This window comes from Staphylococcus edaphicus, assembly GCF_002614725.1.
Lineage (GTDB): Bacteria > Bacillota > Bacilli > Staphylococcales > Staphylococcaceae > Staphylococcus > Staphylococcus edaphicus.
In genome coordinates this window covers 1-16,797 of the sequence record NZ_MRZN01000021.1, presented here as the reverse complement: position 1 = coordinate 16,797, position 16,797 = coordinate 1, and the positions used below count along the sequence as shown (strand labels likewise).

General features: G+C 35.0%; 14 protein-coding genes. 12 read left to right on the top strand and 2 right to left on the bottom strand.

The annotated features are described in order from the left end of the window. From BTJ66_RS11045 to BTJ66_RS11030, 4 genes are all read left to right on the top strand, one after another. The gene (locus BTJ66_RS11045; RefSeq protein ID WP_099091008.1) at nt 1-693 is read left to right on the top strand and encodes an alpha/beta hydrolase; all 693 of its coding nucleotides are present in this window, start codon (nt 1-3) and stop codon (nt 691-693) included. A gap of 178 nt (nt 694-871) precedes the next feature. Next, a complete protein-coding gene (locus tag BTJ66_RS11040) occupies nt 872-2,287 on the top strand; it encodes an MFS transporter (RefSeq protein WP_099091007.1) in 1,416 nt (471 codons plus the stop codon). 305 nt (nt 2,288-2,592) lie between these two features. Then, a complete protein-coding gene (locus tag BTJ66_RS11035; RefSeq protein ID WP_099091006.1) occupies nt 2,593-3,126 on the top strand; it encodes a methylated-DNA--[protein]-cysteine S-methyltransferase in 534 nt (177 codons plus the stop codon). 137 nt (nt 3,127-3,263) lie between these two features. Next, the gene (locus tag BTJ66_RS11030) at nt 3,264-4,853 is read left to right on the top strand and encodes a BCCT family transporter (RefSeq protein ID WP_193433030.1); all 1,590 of its coding nucleotides are present in this window, start codon (nt 3,264-3,266) and stop codon (nt 4,851-4,853) included. 247 nt (nt 4,854-5,100) lie between these two features. Here BTJ66_RS11030 and BTJ66_RS11025 read toward each other — a convergent pair whose 3' ends face one another. Beyond that, entirely contained in the window at nt 5,101-6,270 is a 1,170-nt protein-coding gene (locus BTJ66_RS11025; protein ID WP_099091005.1) for a hydroxymethylglutaryl-CoA synthase, read from the bottom strand. Between the two features lie 104 nt (nt 6,271-6,374). On the opposite strand from BTJ66_RS11025, the gene BTJ66_RS11020 reads away from it, so the two are divergent. The 3 genes from BTJ66_RS11020 (at nt 6,375) to BTJ66_RS11010 (ending at nt 10,005) form a co-directional block, all read left to right on the top strand. Further along, a complete protein-coding gene (locus BTJ66_RS11020; RefSeq protein WP_099091004.1) occupies nt 6,375-7,526 on the top strand; it encodes a thiolase family protein in 1,152 nt (383 codons plus the stop codon). A gap of 2 nt (nt 7,527-7,528) precedes the next feature. Then, nucleotides 7,529-8,812 carry a hydroxymethylglutaryl-CoA reductase, degradative gene (locus BTJ66_RS11015; protein ID WP_099091003.1) on the top strand — a complete coding sequence of 428 codons (1,284 nt, stop codon included), beginning with the start codon at nt 7,529-7,531 and terminating at the stop codon, nt 8,810-8,812. A gap of 218 nt (nt 8,813-9,030) precedes the next feature. Then, complete coding sequence (locus BTJ66_RS11010; RefSeq protein ID WP_099091002.1) at nt 9,031-10,005, top strand: SMP-30/gluconolactonase/LRE family protein; 975 nt, start codon at nt 9,031-9,033, stop codon at nt 10,003-10,005. Between the two features lie 73 nt (nt 10,006-10,078). On the opposite strand, the gene BTJ66_RS11005 is transcribed toward BTJ66_RS11010, so the two are convergent. After that, entirely contained in the window at nt 10,079-10,510 is a 432-nt protein-coding gene (locus BTJ66_RS11005) for a CHAP domain-containing protein (protein ID WP_099091001.1), read from the bottom strand. Nucleotides 10,511-10,888: 378 nt separating this feature from the next. Between BTJ66_RS11005 and nhaC the strand changes: the two genes are divergently transcribed. The 5 genes from nhaC (at nt 10,889) to BTJ66_RS10980 (ending at nt 16,530) form a co-directional block, all read left to right on the top strand. Next, a complete protein-coding gene (gene nhaC / locus BTJ66_RS11000; protein ID WP_238597632.1) occupies nt 10,889-12,283 on the top strand; it encodes a Na+/H+ antiporter NhaC in 1,395 nt (464 codons plus the stop codon). 189 nt (nt 12,284-12,472) lie between these two features. Continuing rightward, the gene (gene cidR / locus BTJ66_RS10995; protein WP_099091000.1) at nt 12,473-13,348 is read left to right on the top strand and encodes a cidABC operon transcriptional activator CidR; all 876 of its coding nucleotides are present in this window, start codon (nt 12,473-12,475) and stop codon (nt 13,346-13,348) included. Between the two features lie 293 nt (nt 13,349-13,641). Further along, nucleotides 13,642-14,028 (top strand): CidA/LrgA family protein, encoded by a 387-nt coding sequence (locus tag BTJ66_RS10990; protein WP_099090999.1) that lies wholly within the window; start codon nt 13,642-13,644, stop codon nt 14,026-14,028. After that, on the top strand, nt 14,029-14,715 hold the full coding sequence (locus tag BTJ66_RS10985) for an LrgB family protein (RefSeq protein WP_099090998.1): 687 nt from the start codon (nt 14,029-14,031) through the stop codon (nt 14,713-14,715). 72 nt (nt 14,716-14,787) lie between these two features. Then, a complete protein-coding gene (locus BTJ66_RS10980) occupies nt 14,788-16,530 on the top strand; it encodes a pyruvate oxidase (protein ID WP_099090997.1) in 1,743 nt (580 codons plus the stop codon). Nucleotides 16,531-16,797 lie beyond the last annotated feature (267 nt).

Genomic DNA, 16,797 nt, shown 5'->3' with positions numbered 1-16,797 from the left:
ATGACGTATAGAGAGCTTAATCTAACTTTTCAGCGACAAGAAATAAACATTAAATTACCAAAACATTATTTTAAGACAAACGAGGCAACTTATCCGTTGGTCATCGTTCAAGATGGAGATTATTTGTTCAAAGATATTGAACACGACGTTATATTTGTAGGTATTGTAGCAAATAATCGAAACCAAGACTATACACCGTGGGAAAGTACTGTCAATGACATTGAATATGGTGGGCAAGCACAAGACTATGTAACTTGGGTAGCAGACGTACTAATTCCATATTTAAGAAAATGCTTCCGCATTTCTCATAACAGGGATGAAATTGGCATTGCAGGAGCATCATTTGGCGGTCTTGTATCATTATATGCGCTTTTTAAACGTCCAGATGTCTTTGGGAACTATATATTCATATCTCCTTCGGTTTGGTACCCGCAGTTTATTGATTTTATGAAATCTCAATCTATTATTCGAGCACCACAACATGTTTATTGGTATGTTGGTCATCATGAAGGTAAGCAGAGTAACCACTTAAATCGATATATGGTTCCACGAACAGAGCAAGCAGTAGAAATTTTGAATGAACTACTTGTTTCTGAACAATCCGAGTTCTATTTTGTGACAGATAGAAAAGGGATACACCGAAAACGCTATTTTAAAAAGTATTTTAATAAGGCGATTAACAAATTATTTTAAAGATGAATGAAGAGAAAGAATAGAATGAAGATTGAACAATTGTTATCAGAAAATTCGAAAAAATCAACGTTGAAAGCATCCTTTTTATGTTTGAAAATGATAAAATGAGTGTGTCGGTATTTTTAAAATATTACATTGAATTTTTCATATCAAATTAGACATAGGGGATGCTGCAATTATGATAGGAAGTATAAATAAAATTTCAGGAAGTAAGTTATTAGTTGGGATTGTACTATCTATTTTAACTTATTGGCTATTTGCTCAATCATTTTTAAATATTGGTCCGAAGATACAAGAAACTTTTGGAGTGAGTCCAGAAATCGTCAATATTTCGGTAAGTTTGACTTCCTTTGTAACAGGAGTCTTTATGGTTGTAGCAGGCAATGTTTCTGATAGATTTGGTAAAGTGAAGATGACGCGCATCGCCTTAATCTTGAGTATCATTGGCTCATTAATGCTTATTGTTTCTGGAAATGTTGTTTTGTTACTTTTGGGAAGAGTAGTCCAAGGTTTTTCCGCAGCGATTATTATGCCAGCAACTATTTCAATCGTTAATGATTTCTTTGATGGTGATGAACGACAAAAATCATTAAGCTTTTGGTCTATAGGTGCATTCGGAGGTACGGGATTATCATCATTCTTTGCAGGTGCAATGGCGACCTTTATATCATGGCAATCTATATTTATACTATCTATTCTTTTGTCATTGATTGCGCTATTTTTACTTAAAAATTTGCCTGAAAGCAAGCGCTTTGACAAGCAGTCTAGCCGTTTTGACTACGTTGGTCTTACTATATTTGTAATAATGATTGCTAGTATTAGTTTCGTCATTACACAAGGGTATAAGCTAGGTTGGTTGAGCTCGCCAACGCTGATCTTAAGTGTGATATTTGTGATTTGTATTTATGCTTTTTATAAAGTAGAAAAAGTGAAAAAGATACCGTTTATTGATTTAAAGTTATTTAAAAATAAATCTTTTGTCGGCGCAGTGGTTGCGAATTGTTTATTAAATACGGGTGTGGGTGTTATTGCACTGTTTAATATGTATGCGCAAGCTGGGTTGGCATTTAGCGCTTTTCAAGCAGGTTTATTAACACTACCCTATCTCATCACACTGTTACTTGTTGTTAGATTAGGAGAAAAAAGTATCAAACGCTTTGGTGCAAAACGTGCTATGGTTATAGGACCTATTGTTACTGCGGCAGGCATTTTGTTATTTAGTTTAACGTTTTTTAATACTTCAATTTATGTAGTTGTTGCATTAACTGGTGCCATGTTCTTTGGTGGAGGTACTGGATTGTTTGCAACGCCAGCGTTAAGTACTGCAGTTTCTACTACGCCCGCCGAAAAGGTCGGTGTAGCATCTGGCATTTTTAAAATGGGCTCAACACTTGGTGGCGCATTCGGTATTGCAATCATGACTTCTATATTCACAGGGCTTACGCAAAGTGGTCAAAGTGTTGATGCTGCTGCTAGTACAGGTTTTATCGTAGGCGTTTGTCTAGTGATTGGTGGTGTGTTTACAAGTGCATGCCTCATTCCGACGCGAAAAATGAAACAGGTTGAAAAAGAACAAGTGGCAGAAGTTGAATAGTGACAAAACTACTGATTTTAACAAGTAAACCAGTAAAGCTTAAGACGTTAATTGCTGTCTTAGGCTTATTTTTAAATGTCCCTATGCGTGAATAAAGATTTTAAAAGACATAGGTTCACCACCAAAACTTTGATTTGATGCAAATCTAACATTAAAGTTGAACCATATGAATGAGTATAGGTAATGGTTATCATCGATAGAAAAGCAGTGAAATATCATTGCTTATAATTTTACATGTTTACATATTAACATTGGAACACTAAGACAATAACCACTCTACAAGTACGAGAAAAGGGGGAAGCACGATGCATTATAAAAGTTACTATCAATCACCAATTGGCCACATTACACTTACTTCGGATGGGCAAAATTTAACCGGTCTATGGTTACCTAAGCATACGGATTTTGAAGCACAAGATGATAATCCTTTGCAAGAGATGGATTTAGCAGTATTTGATAAGGCGAAACACTGGCTAGATGCCTATTTCTCAGGTGATAATCCCAAAATTGATTTTCCATTGAAAGCGACGGGGACAACATTTCGTGAACAGGTGTGGCAAATACTGTTGGAAATTCCACAAGGCGAAACATGGACGTATGGGGATATTGCAGAGAAAATAGCTAAAAAAAGAGGTAAGACAAAGATGTCTGCTCAAGCAGTGGGTGGTGCAGTTGGAAGTAACCCAATTTCTATTATCATCCCCTGTCATAGAGTTGTAGGCAAAGATGGTAACCTAACAGGTTATGGTGGTGGCATAGATACTAAAATCATGCTATTAAAATTAGAAAGCGTAGATATGGATGTGTTGTATAGACCTAAACATAGTAAAAAGCCGTAAAGGCTTAAACTATCATTTTACAAATAATAGCGAGCTATTAATCATTTTATATATTAAATGTAAAATTTTATGAATAGTGTTGAATAATTAACTCAGTATGGTATTGTGATAACCGTCTTTATAATATTTATTTAGGGATGGTGAGTCTTCTGGAAAAAGAAAAAAAGGGATTTTCAAGCGTTTTTTTATATTCAACTGCCATTATAGGCTTACTAGTACTTGTAGGTGCCATATTCCCACAACAATTTGGTACTATAGGTGGAAATATATCTACATGGGTAAGTAAGACCTTTGGTTGGTATTATATGTTACTTTACACTATTATATTAGGATTTTGTGTTTTCTTATTATTCAGTCCAATAGGAAAGTTAAAGCTCGGAAAGCCAAAAGACAAGCCAGAATTTAGGACAGTTTCTTGGCTTGCTATGTTATTTAGTGCTGGTATGGGTATTGGACTTGTCTTTTATGGGGCATCTGAACCCATTTCTCACTATATGGCCCCTCCAACAGCGAATCCAGAAACAAGAGCAGCTATGGCAGAAGCTTTTAAATCTTCGTTTATTGATTATGGATTTCATCCATGGGCAGTATACGGTATTGTGGCCTTAGGCCTTGCTTATTCTCAGTTTCGTAAAGGTGAAAATGGTCTAATTTCACGAACGTTGAGACCTATATTAGGAGATAAAGTAGATGGGCCTATTGGAGACATTGTCGATATTTTAGCCGTCTTTGCAACGGTGATTGGAGTTGCAGTTTCTTTAGGTGTAGGTGCAATTCAAATCAATGGCGGTTTGAATTATTTATTTGGAGTGCCAAGTAATTCAATTGTACAGGGTATTATCATTGCGGTAGTTACTGTATTATTTTTATATAGCGCGTGGAGTGGATTAAGCAAAGGTATACAATATTTAAGTAATTTAAATATGATTTTAGCAGCCATTTTGTTAATTGTAATATTTGTTGTTGGTCCAACGCTACTTATTCTCAACATGATGACAAGTGGTACTGGTGATTATTTGAATTCTCTTGTATTCAATAGTTTAGACGTGGCGCCTTTAAACGAACAAAAAAGTGATTGGCTTCAGACTTGGACGATTTATTACTGGGGTTGGTGGATGAGTTGGAGTCCATTTGTTGGTACTTTCATTGCTAGAATTTCTAAGGGGAGAAGTATTAGAGAATTCATCATTGCAGTTTTAGGGGTACCTGTGGTTATTAGTATTATTTGGTTTAGTGCGTTTGGTGCTACAGGTATAACAGTTGGACAAACACATTCACATATTTTAACCATGCCACCTGAAACGCAATTGTTTGGAATCTTTAATGAATTACCATTTGGATTTATATTATCAATTGTTGCATTAGCATTGATTGCCTCTTTCTTTATTACTTCTGCAGATTCTGCGACTTATGTTTTAGGTATGCAGACGGCTTATGGAACGTTAAATCCATCAGGTTTCATAAAGATTGTTTGGGGATTAGCATTAGCAGCGATTGCTTATGTTTTATTACTAGCTGGCGGAGATACTGGATTAAGTGCTTTACAATCAGCAGCCATTATTTCAGCGTTGCCATTTAGTATTGTCGTATTTTTAATGATGGTTTCCTTGTATAAGGATGCAAATAACGAGAGAAAAGCATTAGGTTTAACATTAAGTATTGATAAAGAACGTAGTGAATCCTATACAAAAATGATAGAAGAAGCAAATAGAAAAAGAAATAGTTAATTTTTACTTTGTACTCAATGAAATGATACTAAAGCGCCCTCTCCAAGAGCAATTAAGCTCTTGGGGAGGGCGCTTTTCATAGCTTTACATCAAATCAGTAAGTTTGAATGAAGTAAACCTATTGTGATCAATATATGATCTTAAAATTGAAATCGTGACGAACGACTGACATGGGTTTAAAATAAGTGCAAAATAAAACAATTTAAATGATCTCATCTGAACGTGATACGATTAAGTGATTTAAAATCTAATTTAAGGTATTATAATTACGGATATGATCATTGATACTTTCGAGATAGAAAATCGTATTTTGTTCATTTTCCAATTCAGTTTTATGATCAAATTCTAAATTGTCGAAACGATTAAAGAACGTCTCATAAGTTTCGACTGAAATTTCTTCACGGTTGTTTAATAGGTCTTTATGGCCTTGGATATCAAGTGTGTTTTGGTAACCTTCTACAATTTTACCACTGAAGAACTCACCAACAGATCCTGAACCGTAGCTAAATAAGCCAATCGTATCATTTGCTTTTAAATCATGTGTTTCAAGTAAAGAAATCAAACTCAAGTAAAGAGAGCCAGTATAAATATTACCTACATAGCGATTGTAATAAGTGGCGGCATCATAACCTGATGTTAAGCGTTCTTTTGTTTCAGCATCGATATCATCGGTTAAAATTGAATCAAGTGCTTTTTTCCCCATCTTTGTAAATGGTACATGGAAGCATAGGGATTTAAAATCAGTTAGAGATTTATTGTAGCGACGTGCATATTCTTGCCAACTTTCTTGGAAAGAACGGATATAGGCGTCTTTCGATAAAGCACCATCTACAAGTGGATAGGGTTGACCACTAGGACGCCAGAAATCGTAAACATCTTCTGTAAATGCAACAGCATCATCATTTAATTCAAGAATACGTGGGTTTTGTGATATTATCATGGCAACTGCACCAGCACCTTGTGTTGGTTCACCACCAGATTGCAAGCCATAACGTGCAGTATCACTAGCAATAACAAGCACTTTTTCATCTGGGCGTTGTGCTAAATAATCTTTAGCCAGTTGAATAGCAGGCGTAGCAGCATAGCACGCTTCTTTCATTTCAATACAACGGGCAAATGGTTGAATACCTAACAGATTATGTATTTGTACTGCGGACGCTTTCGCGGAATCAATTGCAGATTCAGTTGCAACAATAACCATACTAATTTGCTTTTTGTCTTCTTCCGTAACGATGGCTTTTGCAGCATTTGCACCCATCGAAACAATGTCTTGACTCATTGGACTAACTGACATTTTAGTTTGGCCAATACCTAATAAGAATTTGTTTGGATCTACTTGACGAGATTCGGCAAGTTTAGCCATATCTACATAAAACCTTGGAACATAAAAATTAATTTGATCAATACCAACTGTCATAAAGCGTATCGACACCTTTCTATATATAAATAAGCAATTGTATCATACCAAATCACGACGCTAAAATACAATGATTTGAAAAAGAGAGATAAAGGAGAATGAAAATGAATAGAATCGCAATCGTAAGTGCTAAACGTACACCAATAGGAAGATTTAAAGGAAGATTAAGTCAGTATTCAGCAGTAGAACTTGGAACTAAAACTTTAGAAGCGGCTATCAAAGCTATCAATTTAAATCCTCAAAATATCGAACAAGTTATATATGGTAATGTGTTACAAGCGGGTAATGGACAGAACCCTGCACGTCAAATCGGTATCAATGCTGGGGTTCCTAATACGACACCAGCAATGACAATTAACGAAGTTTGTGGATCTGGATTGAAATCTATTATTTTAGGCAAACAGTTAATACAATTGGGTGAAGCAAAAGTAGTAGCAGTAGGTGGCGTTGAAAGTATGACCAATGCACCAAAACTGATGTTGAATGAGAGTGACACACCTGTTGATAGTTTTATGCATGACGGTCTTACGGATGCTTTTATGAATGTACCTATGGGGATTACAGCTGAAAAAATAGCTGAGAAATATAATGTGACACGAGAAGAACAAGATGTATTTGCTAATGATTCACAAATGAAAGCACACCAAGCTACAGAAGCTAACAAGTTTGAAAATGAAATTGTGCCATTAAAAGATGTAACGGGCGAATGGATGACGACCGATGAAGGCATACGTGGAAATAGTAGCATTGAAAAACTTGGTACATTAAAAACAATTTTTAAAGAAGAAGGTACGATAACTGGTGGTAATGCCTCTAGTATTAATGATGGTGCTTCAACAATTATATTAATGGACGAAACTTATGCCAAAGAAAATGGCTTTGATATCTTAGCAATTGTTGGAGAACATACTGAAATTGGTTGTGATCCAGAACTTATGGGTTATGCACCGTATCATGCGGTTACAAAGTTATTAAGTCAGTCGAATAAAGAAATCGATGACTTTGATGTAGTTGAAATGACAGAAGCTTTTGCGGCTCAAAGTATTCCAGTTAGTAAGCATTTGGGTATCAAAGAAGATAAATTGAATCTTTACGGTGGTGCGATTGCATTAGGACATCCAATAGGTGCAAGTGGGACACGTTTAGTTACAACACTTGTAAATATATTGTCACAAGAAGATAAACAAACAGGTATTGCTACTGCTTGTATTGGTGGTGGTTTAGGTATCGCTATAGCAATAGAAAGAGAGGTTTAAATATGGAAGCATTAGGTAAAACATTTCGTCATTTATCAAGGGAAGATAAATTGAATGACTTAGTTCAAAAAGGTTGGTTAGATGAAGCGAATAAGCAGGTATTATTGAACAATTCTTTAATATCAGAAGAAATTGCGAACAGTTTAATTGAAAATGTCATTGGACAAGGGACGTTACCAGTTGGTTTGTTACCAGAAATTATAGTAGACAATAAAGCTTATGTTGTACCGATGATGGTTGAAGAACCATCCGTAGTTGCAGCGGCAAGTTATGGTGCGAAACTTGTAAATCAAACAGGTGGATTCAAAGTCATTTCGAGTGAACGACTCATGATTGGCCAAATTGTTTTTGATGATATATCGGATACTGAGGTGTTGGCCAAACAAATAAACAATCTCGAAATACAAATAAAACAAATTGCCGATGAGGTTTATCCATCGATTATAGAAAGAGGCGGTGGCTTTCGTAAAATAGAGATTGACACGTTTCCTACAGAAGGATTATTGTCGTTAAAAGTATACGTAGACACGAAAGATGCAATGGGCGCAAATATGTTAAATACGATATTGGAGGGCATCACGGCATATTTGAAAAATGAATTAGATGATGTTGATATCTTAATGAGTATTTTGTCAAATCATGCCACAGCCTCTGTAGTTAAAGTACAGGGCGAAATTACAGTCGATGCGTTATCTAAAGGTGGTCGAGATGGTGCAAAAGTTGCCAAACGAATGGCGCGTGCATCAACATTAGCACAAGTTGATATTCATCGTGCAGCTACACACAATAAAGGGGTAATGAATGGGATACATGCAGTTGTTTTAGCTACTGGTAATGATACGAGAGGCGCAGAAGCTACAGCGCATGCATATGCTAGTAAGGATGGCCAATATCGTGGTCTAGCTACATGGCAATATGATGAAGCAAGGCAAGTTTTAGTTGGGACTATTGAAGTGCCAATGACACTTGCAACCGTGGGTGGAGGTACCAAAGTGTTGCCTATTGCTAAAGCATCTTTAGATTTAATGAAGGTAGATTCTGCCCAAGAACTTGGACATGTAGTTGCTGCAGTAGGATTAGCACAAAACTTTGCAGCGTGCCGTGCGCTTGTCTCTGAAGGTATTCAGCAAGGGCATATGAGTTTGCAATATAAATCTCTAGCAATTGTTGTTGGTGCACAAGGCGAGGAAATAGCGCAAATTGCAGATAAGTTAAAGAAACAACCGAGAGCCAATGCAGCAGTAGCGCAACAATTATTAGAAGAATTAAGATTACAAAATCAATAAAATAAATACGCGGAGATAGGTACATGATAAAAATGTAGTCAGGACCTATGTAATATAAACACCTTTAAGCTTAAATTGGCAAATTTAGTGTAAAGGTGTTTTTTAGCGTGTTTTGAAAATTTTTAGATGTATAAAGGTTGCCATTGGTATTAATTTATTTTATGAATTATCTCGCATATAATTATAAAGTGAATGATTGAAAAAGGGGTGGAGATTTTATGAATTCTAATGAATTGCCAGTATTGGCATATAAAGATGGAGAAAATAGTGTTGTGCCTATGCCAGCACATGAAAAGCAACTACTTACGGTAACGGCAGTACCATGGTTAGAAATTTCTAAACAAGGATTACAATTAGAAGGCTTATGTTTTGATAGAGAAGGAAACTTGCTCCTTTGCGAAGTATTTGGAGGTACGATTTTTCATGTGGCATTACCTGATAAAAACGTAACTGAATTATTTAAATCGAAAAAACAAAATCCAGCAGCTGTTAAAATTCATAAAGATGGTCGCCTATTTGTGTGCTATTTAGGTGATTTTGAAAGCACAGGGGGTATCTTTACTGTAGATGCAGAGGGTAATTATCTACAAGATATTGTTTTAGATATTGCTACTGAATATTGTATTGATGACTTAGTCTTTGATAGCAAAGGAGGGTTTTATTTTACGGATTTTCGTGGGTATTCAACCAATCCTAAAGGTGGCGTTTACTATGTATCTCCAGACTATAAAACGATTACGCCTGTGATTCAACATCTTGCAGTTGCTAATGGTGTCGCGTTAAGTACAGATGAGAAGACATTATGGGTTACAGAGACCAATGCCAATCGTTTACATCGCATAGATTTATTAGATGATGGTGTAACCATTGCGCCATTCGGTGCCTCAATTCCATACTATTTTACGGGTCATGAAGGTCCAGATTCATGCTGCATTGATAGTGATGACAATGTATATGTTGCTATGTATGGACAAGGTAAAGTTCTCGTATTTAACAAAAAAGGAGCACCAATTGGCCAAATACTAATGCCCGGACGTGATCAAGGTCACATGCTAAGATCAACCCATCCAGCTTTTATTCCAGGGACAGATCAGCTTATTATTTGTGCTAATGACATTGAAAATAATGGCGGTTCCTGGATTTACAGTGTGAAAGGTTTTGCCCAAGGTCACCATAGTTATCAATTTCATTAATGTATATAAAAACGCCAACTTCGTATCAAATGAATTGGCGTTTATTTTGTGTATGATGCTTTATGATAGAAATTTAGTAAATATAATGATGTTTTGCTGCTGTGGCTTTACTTAAGACTCTAGTACCGTATGCTAAAGGACGATTGTAATTATATTCAGAGACTTTAATACTGCCATTATTATAAACGGTTTCTACGTACGCCACGTGACCATAAGCACCAGATGTCGATTGCATGACAGCACGTTTTGCTGGCTTCTTACCTACACGATAACCGGCATTTTTAGCTTTGCTATACCAATATTTAGCATTTCCCCAACCGTTTGGCACAGGCTTTCCTACACTAGCACGTTTTTTAAATACATACCATGTACATTGATTTTTATTGTAATAGTTAACAGCGGCATCAGTCGTTTTAGTTTCGTTAATGGATTGAAAAGTTACTGTTCCTGTCATTAAAACCGTAGTAGCAATAAATACATTTACTAATTTCTTTTTAATAGTCATACATACGCTCCAGACATTTTTAAATTATATAATTATAATAAAGTGGGGATGTAAAAAGTACAATATATTAAACAATTAATACAAAAAACTTTAACAAGTTAGAAATATATGCCATACAACTGTAATGTAATATTGAAATGAAAATATAGCTAAAAATCATTTTTTATCAATAAGATAGTATGAATTGCCCGAAGTGAAAATGAAAATAAAATATAGAAGTGAATCATAAACAAAGTTTTGAAAGCGCTTCCGATTTAAAGTATGATTTTATTAACAAAGGAGGTGGCTATGATTTTTAGTAGAAAAACTAAAAACAGTAGTAGACACAGAACGAAAAAGAAGTTGGGTTTCAGTTCAGCAGTTTTCACTTTAACAACGATGATTGTCGCTATGCTTTTTACGGTGGCTGTCCTAGAGAAAGAACCACATATTCCTTTATTAATTGGCACGGCTATCGCTATTTTAGTGACGATGTTACATGGTTATGAATTTAGCGAAGTAGAAGAAATGATGTATAAGGGGATACGACATGCGTTACCAGCAATTGTCATCATTATACTAGTAGGGTTAGTAATCGGTTCGTGGATTGGTAGTGGCGTCGTGGCGACTATGATTTATTATGGACTGCAATTAATAGACCCAAGCTATTTTTTAGTAGTTGTCATTATCTTGTGTGGGATTGTTGCGTTAGCCATTGGAAGTAGTTGGTCAACGATGGCAACTGTAGGTGTAGCATCTATGGGCATTGGTATCAGTATGGGGATTTCACCTGGAATGGTCGCAGGCGCAGTTATTTGTGGCGCATATTTTGGTGATAAAATGAGCCCACTTTCTGACACTACTAATTTAGCTTCTGGCTTAACAGGCGTGAATTTATTTGAACATATTAAACACATGTTCTACACGACGATACCAGCTTTAGTCATATCGCTTATCGCATTTTTTATTATTGGTCAACGCTTTGGAACAAAACATTTTGACACAAAAAATATAAATGCTATTTTAGATACCATGCAAAATAACTTTTTAATTACACCTTGGTTACTATTAATTCCTGTAATTGTTATTGCGTTGGTTATATTAAAGGTGCCGGCGATACCTGCAATCTGTATGGGCATTGTGCTAGGCTTTTTTGCACAAATTTTTGTTCAAGGTGGTACAATTACCGAGGCATTAACAGCATTGCAAACAGGTTATACGATTGAATCTGGCAATAAACTTGTAGATGAATTATTCAATCGTGGCGGGTTAGAATCCATGTTTTATACCATTTCATTAACATTAGTAGCAATGACGTTTGGCGGTGTATTAGAATATTCAGGCATGTTATCAGCATTGATTACACAAGTGCTTAGAGTTGCAAAATCTACTGGTACACTCATAGCATCTGTCATTGTATCGTGTATCGGAACGAATGTTACCTGTTCAGAGCAATACATATCAATTATCGTACCATCTCGCATGTATATAAATGCTTTTAAAGAGAAGCAACTACATCCTAAGAATCTGTCGAGAGCGCTGGAAGATGGTGGTACCTTAACATCGGTATTTGTACCATGGAATACGTGTGGTGTATTTATTGCTTCTACTTTGGGTGTTTCTGTTATAGAATATGCACCTTTTGCGATATTAAATTATACCGTACCGATAATATCGATTATATTTGGATACATCGGTTTTAAAATTATCAAATTGAGCGAACAAGAAATTGAAAATGGCAGTGAAACGGAACAGCACACACAGAAACAAGCAAGTGATGCAGACTTGGCTTAGCTATAAAGTAAAATAATGTATATTTGGAAACTGGTAACGCGTTTATACACGCTGTCACCAGTTTTTAATTAGTAAACTAAGAGAATGGAATTGTAAATACAATATAACGCAGTAATAAAGCTATATTGAAATATTGAAAATTCAACGTATACTAAATAGTATTGACTATTTGCAAAGAGGAGTGGGTACATGGACATTAAACATATGAAGTACTTTGTTGAAGTGGTTGATCAAAATAGTATGACAAATGCTTCGAAATCTTTATATATTGCCCAGCCAACAATTAGTAAAGCAATCAAAGATTTAGAAAAAGAGTTGGATATGGTGCTGTTTGATCGAAGTAAGCGACAACTTGTACTAACAGATGCGGGAAGAGTATTTTATAAAAAGTGTAAAGAAATTCTCACCTTGTATAAAGATTTACCAAAAGAAATCAATAGTTTACTTGGATTAGAAACGGGCCATATTAGTATTGGATTATCGGCTGTGATGAATATGAATAAATTCATAAATATACTTGGTGAATTTCATCATAAGTACCCCGGTGTTACGTATAACCTTGTTGAAAATGGTGGGAAGATGATAGAAACGCAGTTAATAAATGATGAAATTGATATTGGTATTACGACTTTACCTGTCGATAAAACCATATTCCACTCGATTACGTTGTATCAAGAAGATTTAAGACTAGTGTTAAATAAAGAACATCCTTTAGCAAATTCTAAACATGTCGATATGAGTATGCTTAAAGATGAGGATTTTATTTTATTTAATGAGGACTTTTATTTAAACGATAAAATTATTGAAGCGGCTAAAAACGCTGGCTATATTCCAAATACAATTTCAAAAATTTCACAATGGAATTTTATTGAAAATCTGCTAAATGCACATCTAGGTGTCAGTATACTGCCCGAGAATATTGTTAACTTATTAAATGGTAGTTTTAAAAACATAAAACTCGACGACCCTGGTATGCGGTGGGAATTAGGTGTTATATGGAAACGAGATAAATATTTAAGCCATGCGACAAGGCAATGGATTGAATTTATGAAAGCGCGTTTATAAACTTTATATCAAAAAACTGCATGAAAGTAACGTGAAATTCAAAGGATTTAAAATAGCATAGTCATATACAGAGGACAGTGATTTCTAACTGAGTTTAGAAGGCTGTCCTTTTTTAAACATATTTATATCCCTATATAGAATTGCCTTATAGTCATACATAGATAAAAATAATGAGTTGAAACGCTTTCATTCATAAAAGTAATAGGTTCTATTGAAAATCAATATTTTTATTATATAAGATATCGTCTTATACTAGGTAATGTAATGAATAAAGCGATTAAGGGTGATGATTATTGCAACTGTCTAAAAGAGTAATTAAATTTTTACTTCAAATATTATTAATAATGGCGATTACGTATGTTGGTAGCGTAATTCAACGTGTGTTACACATTCCAATCGCTGGTAGTATCGTAGGGTTGGTTTTATTTTTCCTATTACTTCAATTGAAGGTCATACCAGCAAAATGGGTGAGTGAAGGTTCTAACTTTTTCCTAGCAACAATGGTATTTTTCTTTGTACCATCAGTTGTGGGAATTATGGATGTCGCACCAATTATTAACATAAATTACATTTTGTTTTTCTCTATGATTATACTTGGTACATGTTGTGTAGCTTTAATTTCAGGATTTATCGCTGAAAAAATGGTTAAAACTGCACGATACGGGAATGAGACAAATTAGATGTTAATATTCAAAGCTTTAATAATGATTTTATTAACAGTACTTATGTATATTGGTGCAAAGAAGTTACAGGATAAATATAACACCCCATTTTTAAATCCAGCGTTAATATCATCTATCGGCATCATTATCGTACTTTTATTATTTAAAGTAGATTATCAGGAATATATGATAGGTGGTCAGTGGATTAATTATTTACTAAATTGTACAGTTGTCTGTTTAGCATTTCCACTCTATCAGAATCGGCATAAAATCTTACAAAATGCGAGCATTATTTTTAGCAGTGTCATCACAGCAGTTATGCTCAATTTTGTGTTCGTTTATAGCATATTGAAACTATTCGGTTATTCAAAGGAAGTCATTGTGACTATGTTGCCTAGATCAATAACGGCTGCAGTTGGTATTGAAGTATCAAATCAGCTTGGTGGCGTAGATACGGTGACTGTCATGTTTATTATTACTACAGGTTTAATTGGTAGCATACTAGGGTCTTATCTATTAAGATTAGGAAGATTCAAAACATCTATAGCTAAAGGGATGACGTATGGAAATGCTTCGCATGCTTTCGGAACAGCGCAAGCATTAGAAATAGACATTGAGTCTGGCGCATTTAGTTCAATTGGTATGATATTAACAGCAGTGTTAAGCTCAATCGTCTTACCAATACTCATTTTATTTTTATACTAAATGTATAGATTTATTGAAAAGATTTATGGTTTTTTAATATAGTTTTAAATATTGAAGGGAGTAATTTTTACAATGGCAAAAATTAAAGCAAATGAAGCGTTAGTAAAAGCACTACAAGCATGGGATATAGATCATTTATATGGTATTCCAGGCGATTCAATCGATGCAGTAGTAGATAGTTTAAGAACAGAAAGAGATAATATTGAATTTGTTCATGTGCGTCATGAAGAAGTAGCAAGTTTAGCAGCTGCAAGTTACACAAAATTAACTGGAAAAATTGGTGTAGCGTTAAGTATCGGTGGTCCTGGTGTAGTCCATCTATTAAATGGTATGTATGATGCAAAAATGGATAACGTGCCTCAACTCATTTTAGCAGGACAAACAGATAGCACTGCACTAGGTACAAAAGCATTCCAAGAAACAGATATTAGCAAAATGGTAGATGATGTGGCTGTTTATAACCGTCAAATCTCTGAAAATGATAAAGACATTTTTGGCATTGTTAATGAAGCGATTCGTACGGCTTATGAGCAAAAAGGCGTTGCAGTCTTAATTCTGCCAAATAACTTATTAACTAACAAAGTGAAAGATACAACAAATACACCAGTGGATACAGCGCCACCAGCACGTGTTGCACCAAAACCACGTAGCATCAAAAAAGCTACTAAGTTAATTAATAAAAGTAAACGCCCAGTTATGATTATTGGTACAGGTGCAAAACACGCTAAAGATGAAGTGCAGGAATTTATTGAAGCGGTTAAAATTCCGTCAATCATTACTTTACCTGCCAAAGGTATCTTAGCAGATGCACATCCTTATAACCTAGGTAATTTAGGTAAAATTGGTACTAAAGTATCTTACCAAACGATTCAAGATGCCGATTTACTTATCATGGTAGGTACAAACTATCCATATGTCGACTATTTACCTAAGAAAAATATTAAAGCAATTCAAATCGATACAAACCCAGAAAATATAGGACATCGTTTTGATGTAAATGTAGGTATTGTTGGCGATAGTAAATTAGCATTGCAACAATTAACAGATAATGCAAAACATGTGAAAGATCGTGATTTCTTAACTAAAACATTACAAAGAAAAGCAACTTGGGATTCATGGATGGCCAAAGATAAAGCTGATGAAAGTGCGCCAATTCGCCCAGAACGTTTAATGGATTCAATCAACCAAGTGAGAACAGATGATGCGATTTTCTCTATCGATGTTGGTACGTCTACTGTTTGGTCAACACGTTATTTAAATTTAACTGTGAATAATAAATTCATCGTATCAAGTTGGTTAGGTACTATGGGTTGTGCACTACCAGGTGCAATAGCAGCAAAACGTGCCTATCCAAATCGTCAAGTCGTAGGTATAGCTGGCGACGGTGCATTTGAAATGGTTATGCAGGACTTTGCAACAGCGGTTCAATATGATTTACCAATGACTATATTTGTATTAAATAACCAAGAACTATCATTTATTAAATATGAACAACAAGCAGCTGGTGAATTAGAATATGCAATCAACTTCACTGACATAGATTTAGCACAATTTGCTGAAAGTTGTGGTGGTGTTGGTTATACACTTAAAGACCCAAATAGAATAGACGAAGTAGTAGAAGAAGCAATGGCACAAGATAGACCAACTATTGTCAATGTTTATGTTGATCCAAATGCAGCACCATTACCTGGTAAAATTGTTAAAGATGAAGCAATTAACTACGGTAAATGGGCATACAGATCTATTACTGAAGATAAAAAATTAGATTTAGATGAAATTCCTCCAATGTCAACGGCGGTAAAACGTTTCTTCTAAATTATAAATGAATCAAGAAGACTAGAAATCACTTTTTCAAGTTCAAGTTCTAGTAGATATCTGAGTATAGTAAGTTAAGTAAAAAGAGAAAATTCATTTTATTTTAGCGAATTATTACAGATGTAACTGTTAAAGAGGCTGGGACATAAATACCCAATCTCAAAAAAAGAGGGCTAATCCTTTATGGGTTAGTCCTCTTTATATTTAAAATCTTACGATTTTGACCGTGCATGCTTGCCTGGGGTATGGTTCGAGCCTGTAGTCTCT

Excerpts from the sequence above, each read along its gene's own strand:
- BTJ66_RS11045 (WP_099091008.1), top strand. The coding sequence starts at position 1 with ATGACGTATAGAGAGCTTAATCTAACTTTTCAGCGACAAGAAATAAAC.
- BTJ66_RS11020 (WP_099091004.1), top strand. The coding sequence starts at position 6,375 with ATGAATAGAATCGCAATCGTAAGTGCTAAACGTACACCAATAGGAAGA.
- BTJ66_RS10980 (WP_099090997.1), top strand. The coding sequence starts at position 14,788 with ATGGCAAAAATTAAAGCAAATGAAGCGTTAGTAAAAGCACTACAAGCA.
- BTJ66_RS11035 (WP_099091006.1), top strand. The coding sequence starts at position 2,593 with ATGCATTATAAAAGTTACTATCAATCACCAATTGGCCACATTACACTT.
- cidR (WP_099091000.1), top strand. The coding sequence starts at position 12,473 with ATGGACATTAAACATATGAAGTACTTTGTTGAAGTGGTTGATCAAAAT.
- BTJ66_RS11005 (WP_099091001.1), bottom strand. The coding sequence starts at position 10,510 with ATGACTATTAAAAAGAAATTAGTAAATGTATTTATTGCTACTACGGTT.
- BTJ66_RS11025 (WP_099091005.1), bottom strand. The coding sequence starts at position 6,270 with ATGACAGTTGGTATTGATCAAATTAATTTTTATGTTCCAAGGTTTTAT.
- BTJ66_RS10985 (WP_099090998.1), top strand. The coding sequence starts at position 14,029 with ATGTTAATATTCAAAGCTTTAATAATGATTTTATTAACAGTACTTATG.
- BTJ66_RS11040 (WP_099091007.1), top strand. The coding sequence starts at position 872 with ATGATAGGAAGTATAAATAAAATTTCAGGAAGTAAGTTATTAGTTGGG.
- BTJ66_RS11010 (WP_099091002.1), top strand. The coding sequence starts at position 9,031 with ATGAATTCTAATGAATTGCCAGTATTGGCATATAAAGATGGAGAAAAT.
- BTJ66_RS11030 (WP_193433030.1), top strand. The coding sequence starts at position 3,264 with ATGGTGAGTCTTCTGGAAAAAGAAAAAAAGGGATTTTCAAGCGTTTTT.
- BTJ66_RS11015 (WP_099091003.1), top strand. The coding sequence starts at position 7,529 with ATGGAAGCATTAGGTAAAACATTTCGTCATTTATCAAGGGAAGATAAA.
- nhaC (WP_238597632.1), top strand. The coding sequence starts at position 10,889 with ATGATTGTCGCTATGCTTTTTACGGTGGCTGTCCTAGAGAAAGAACCA.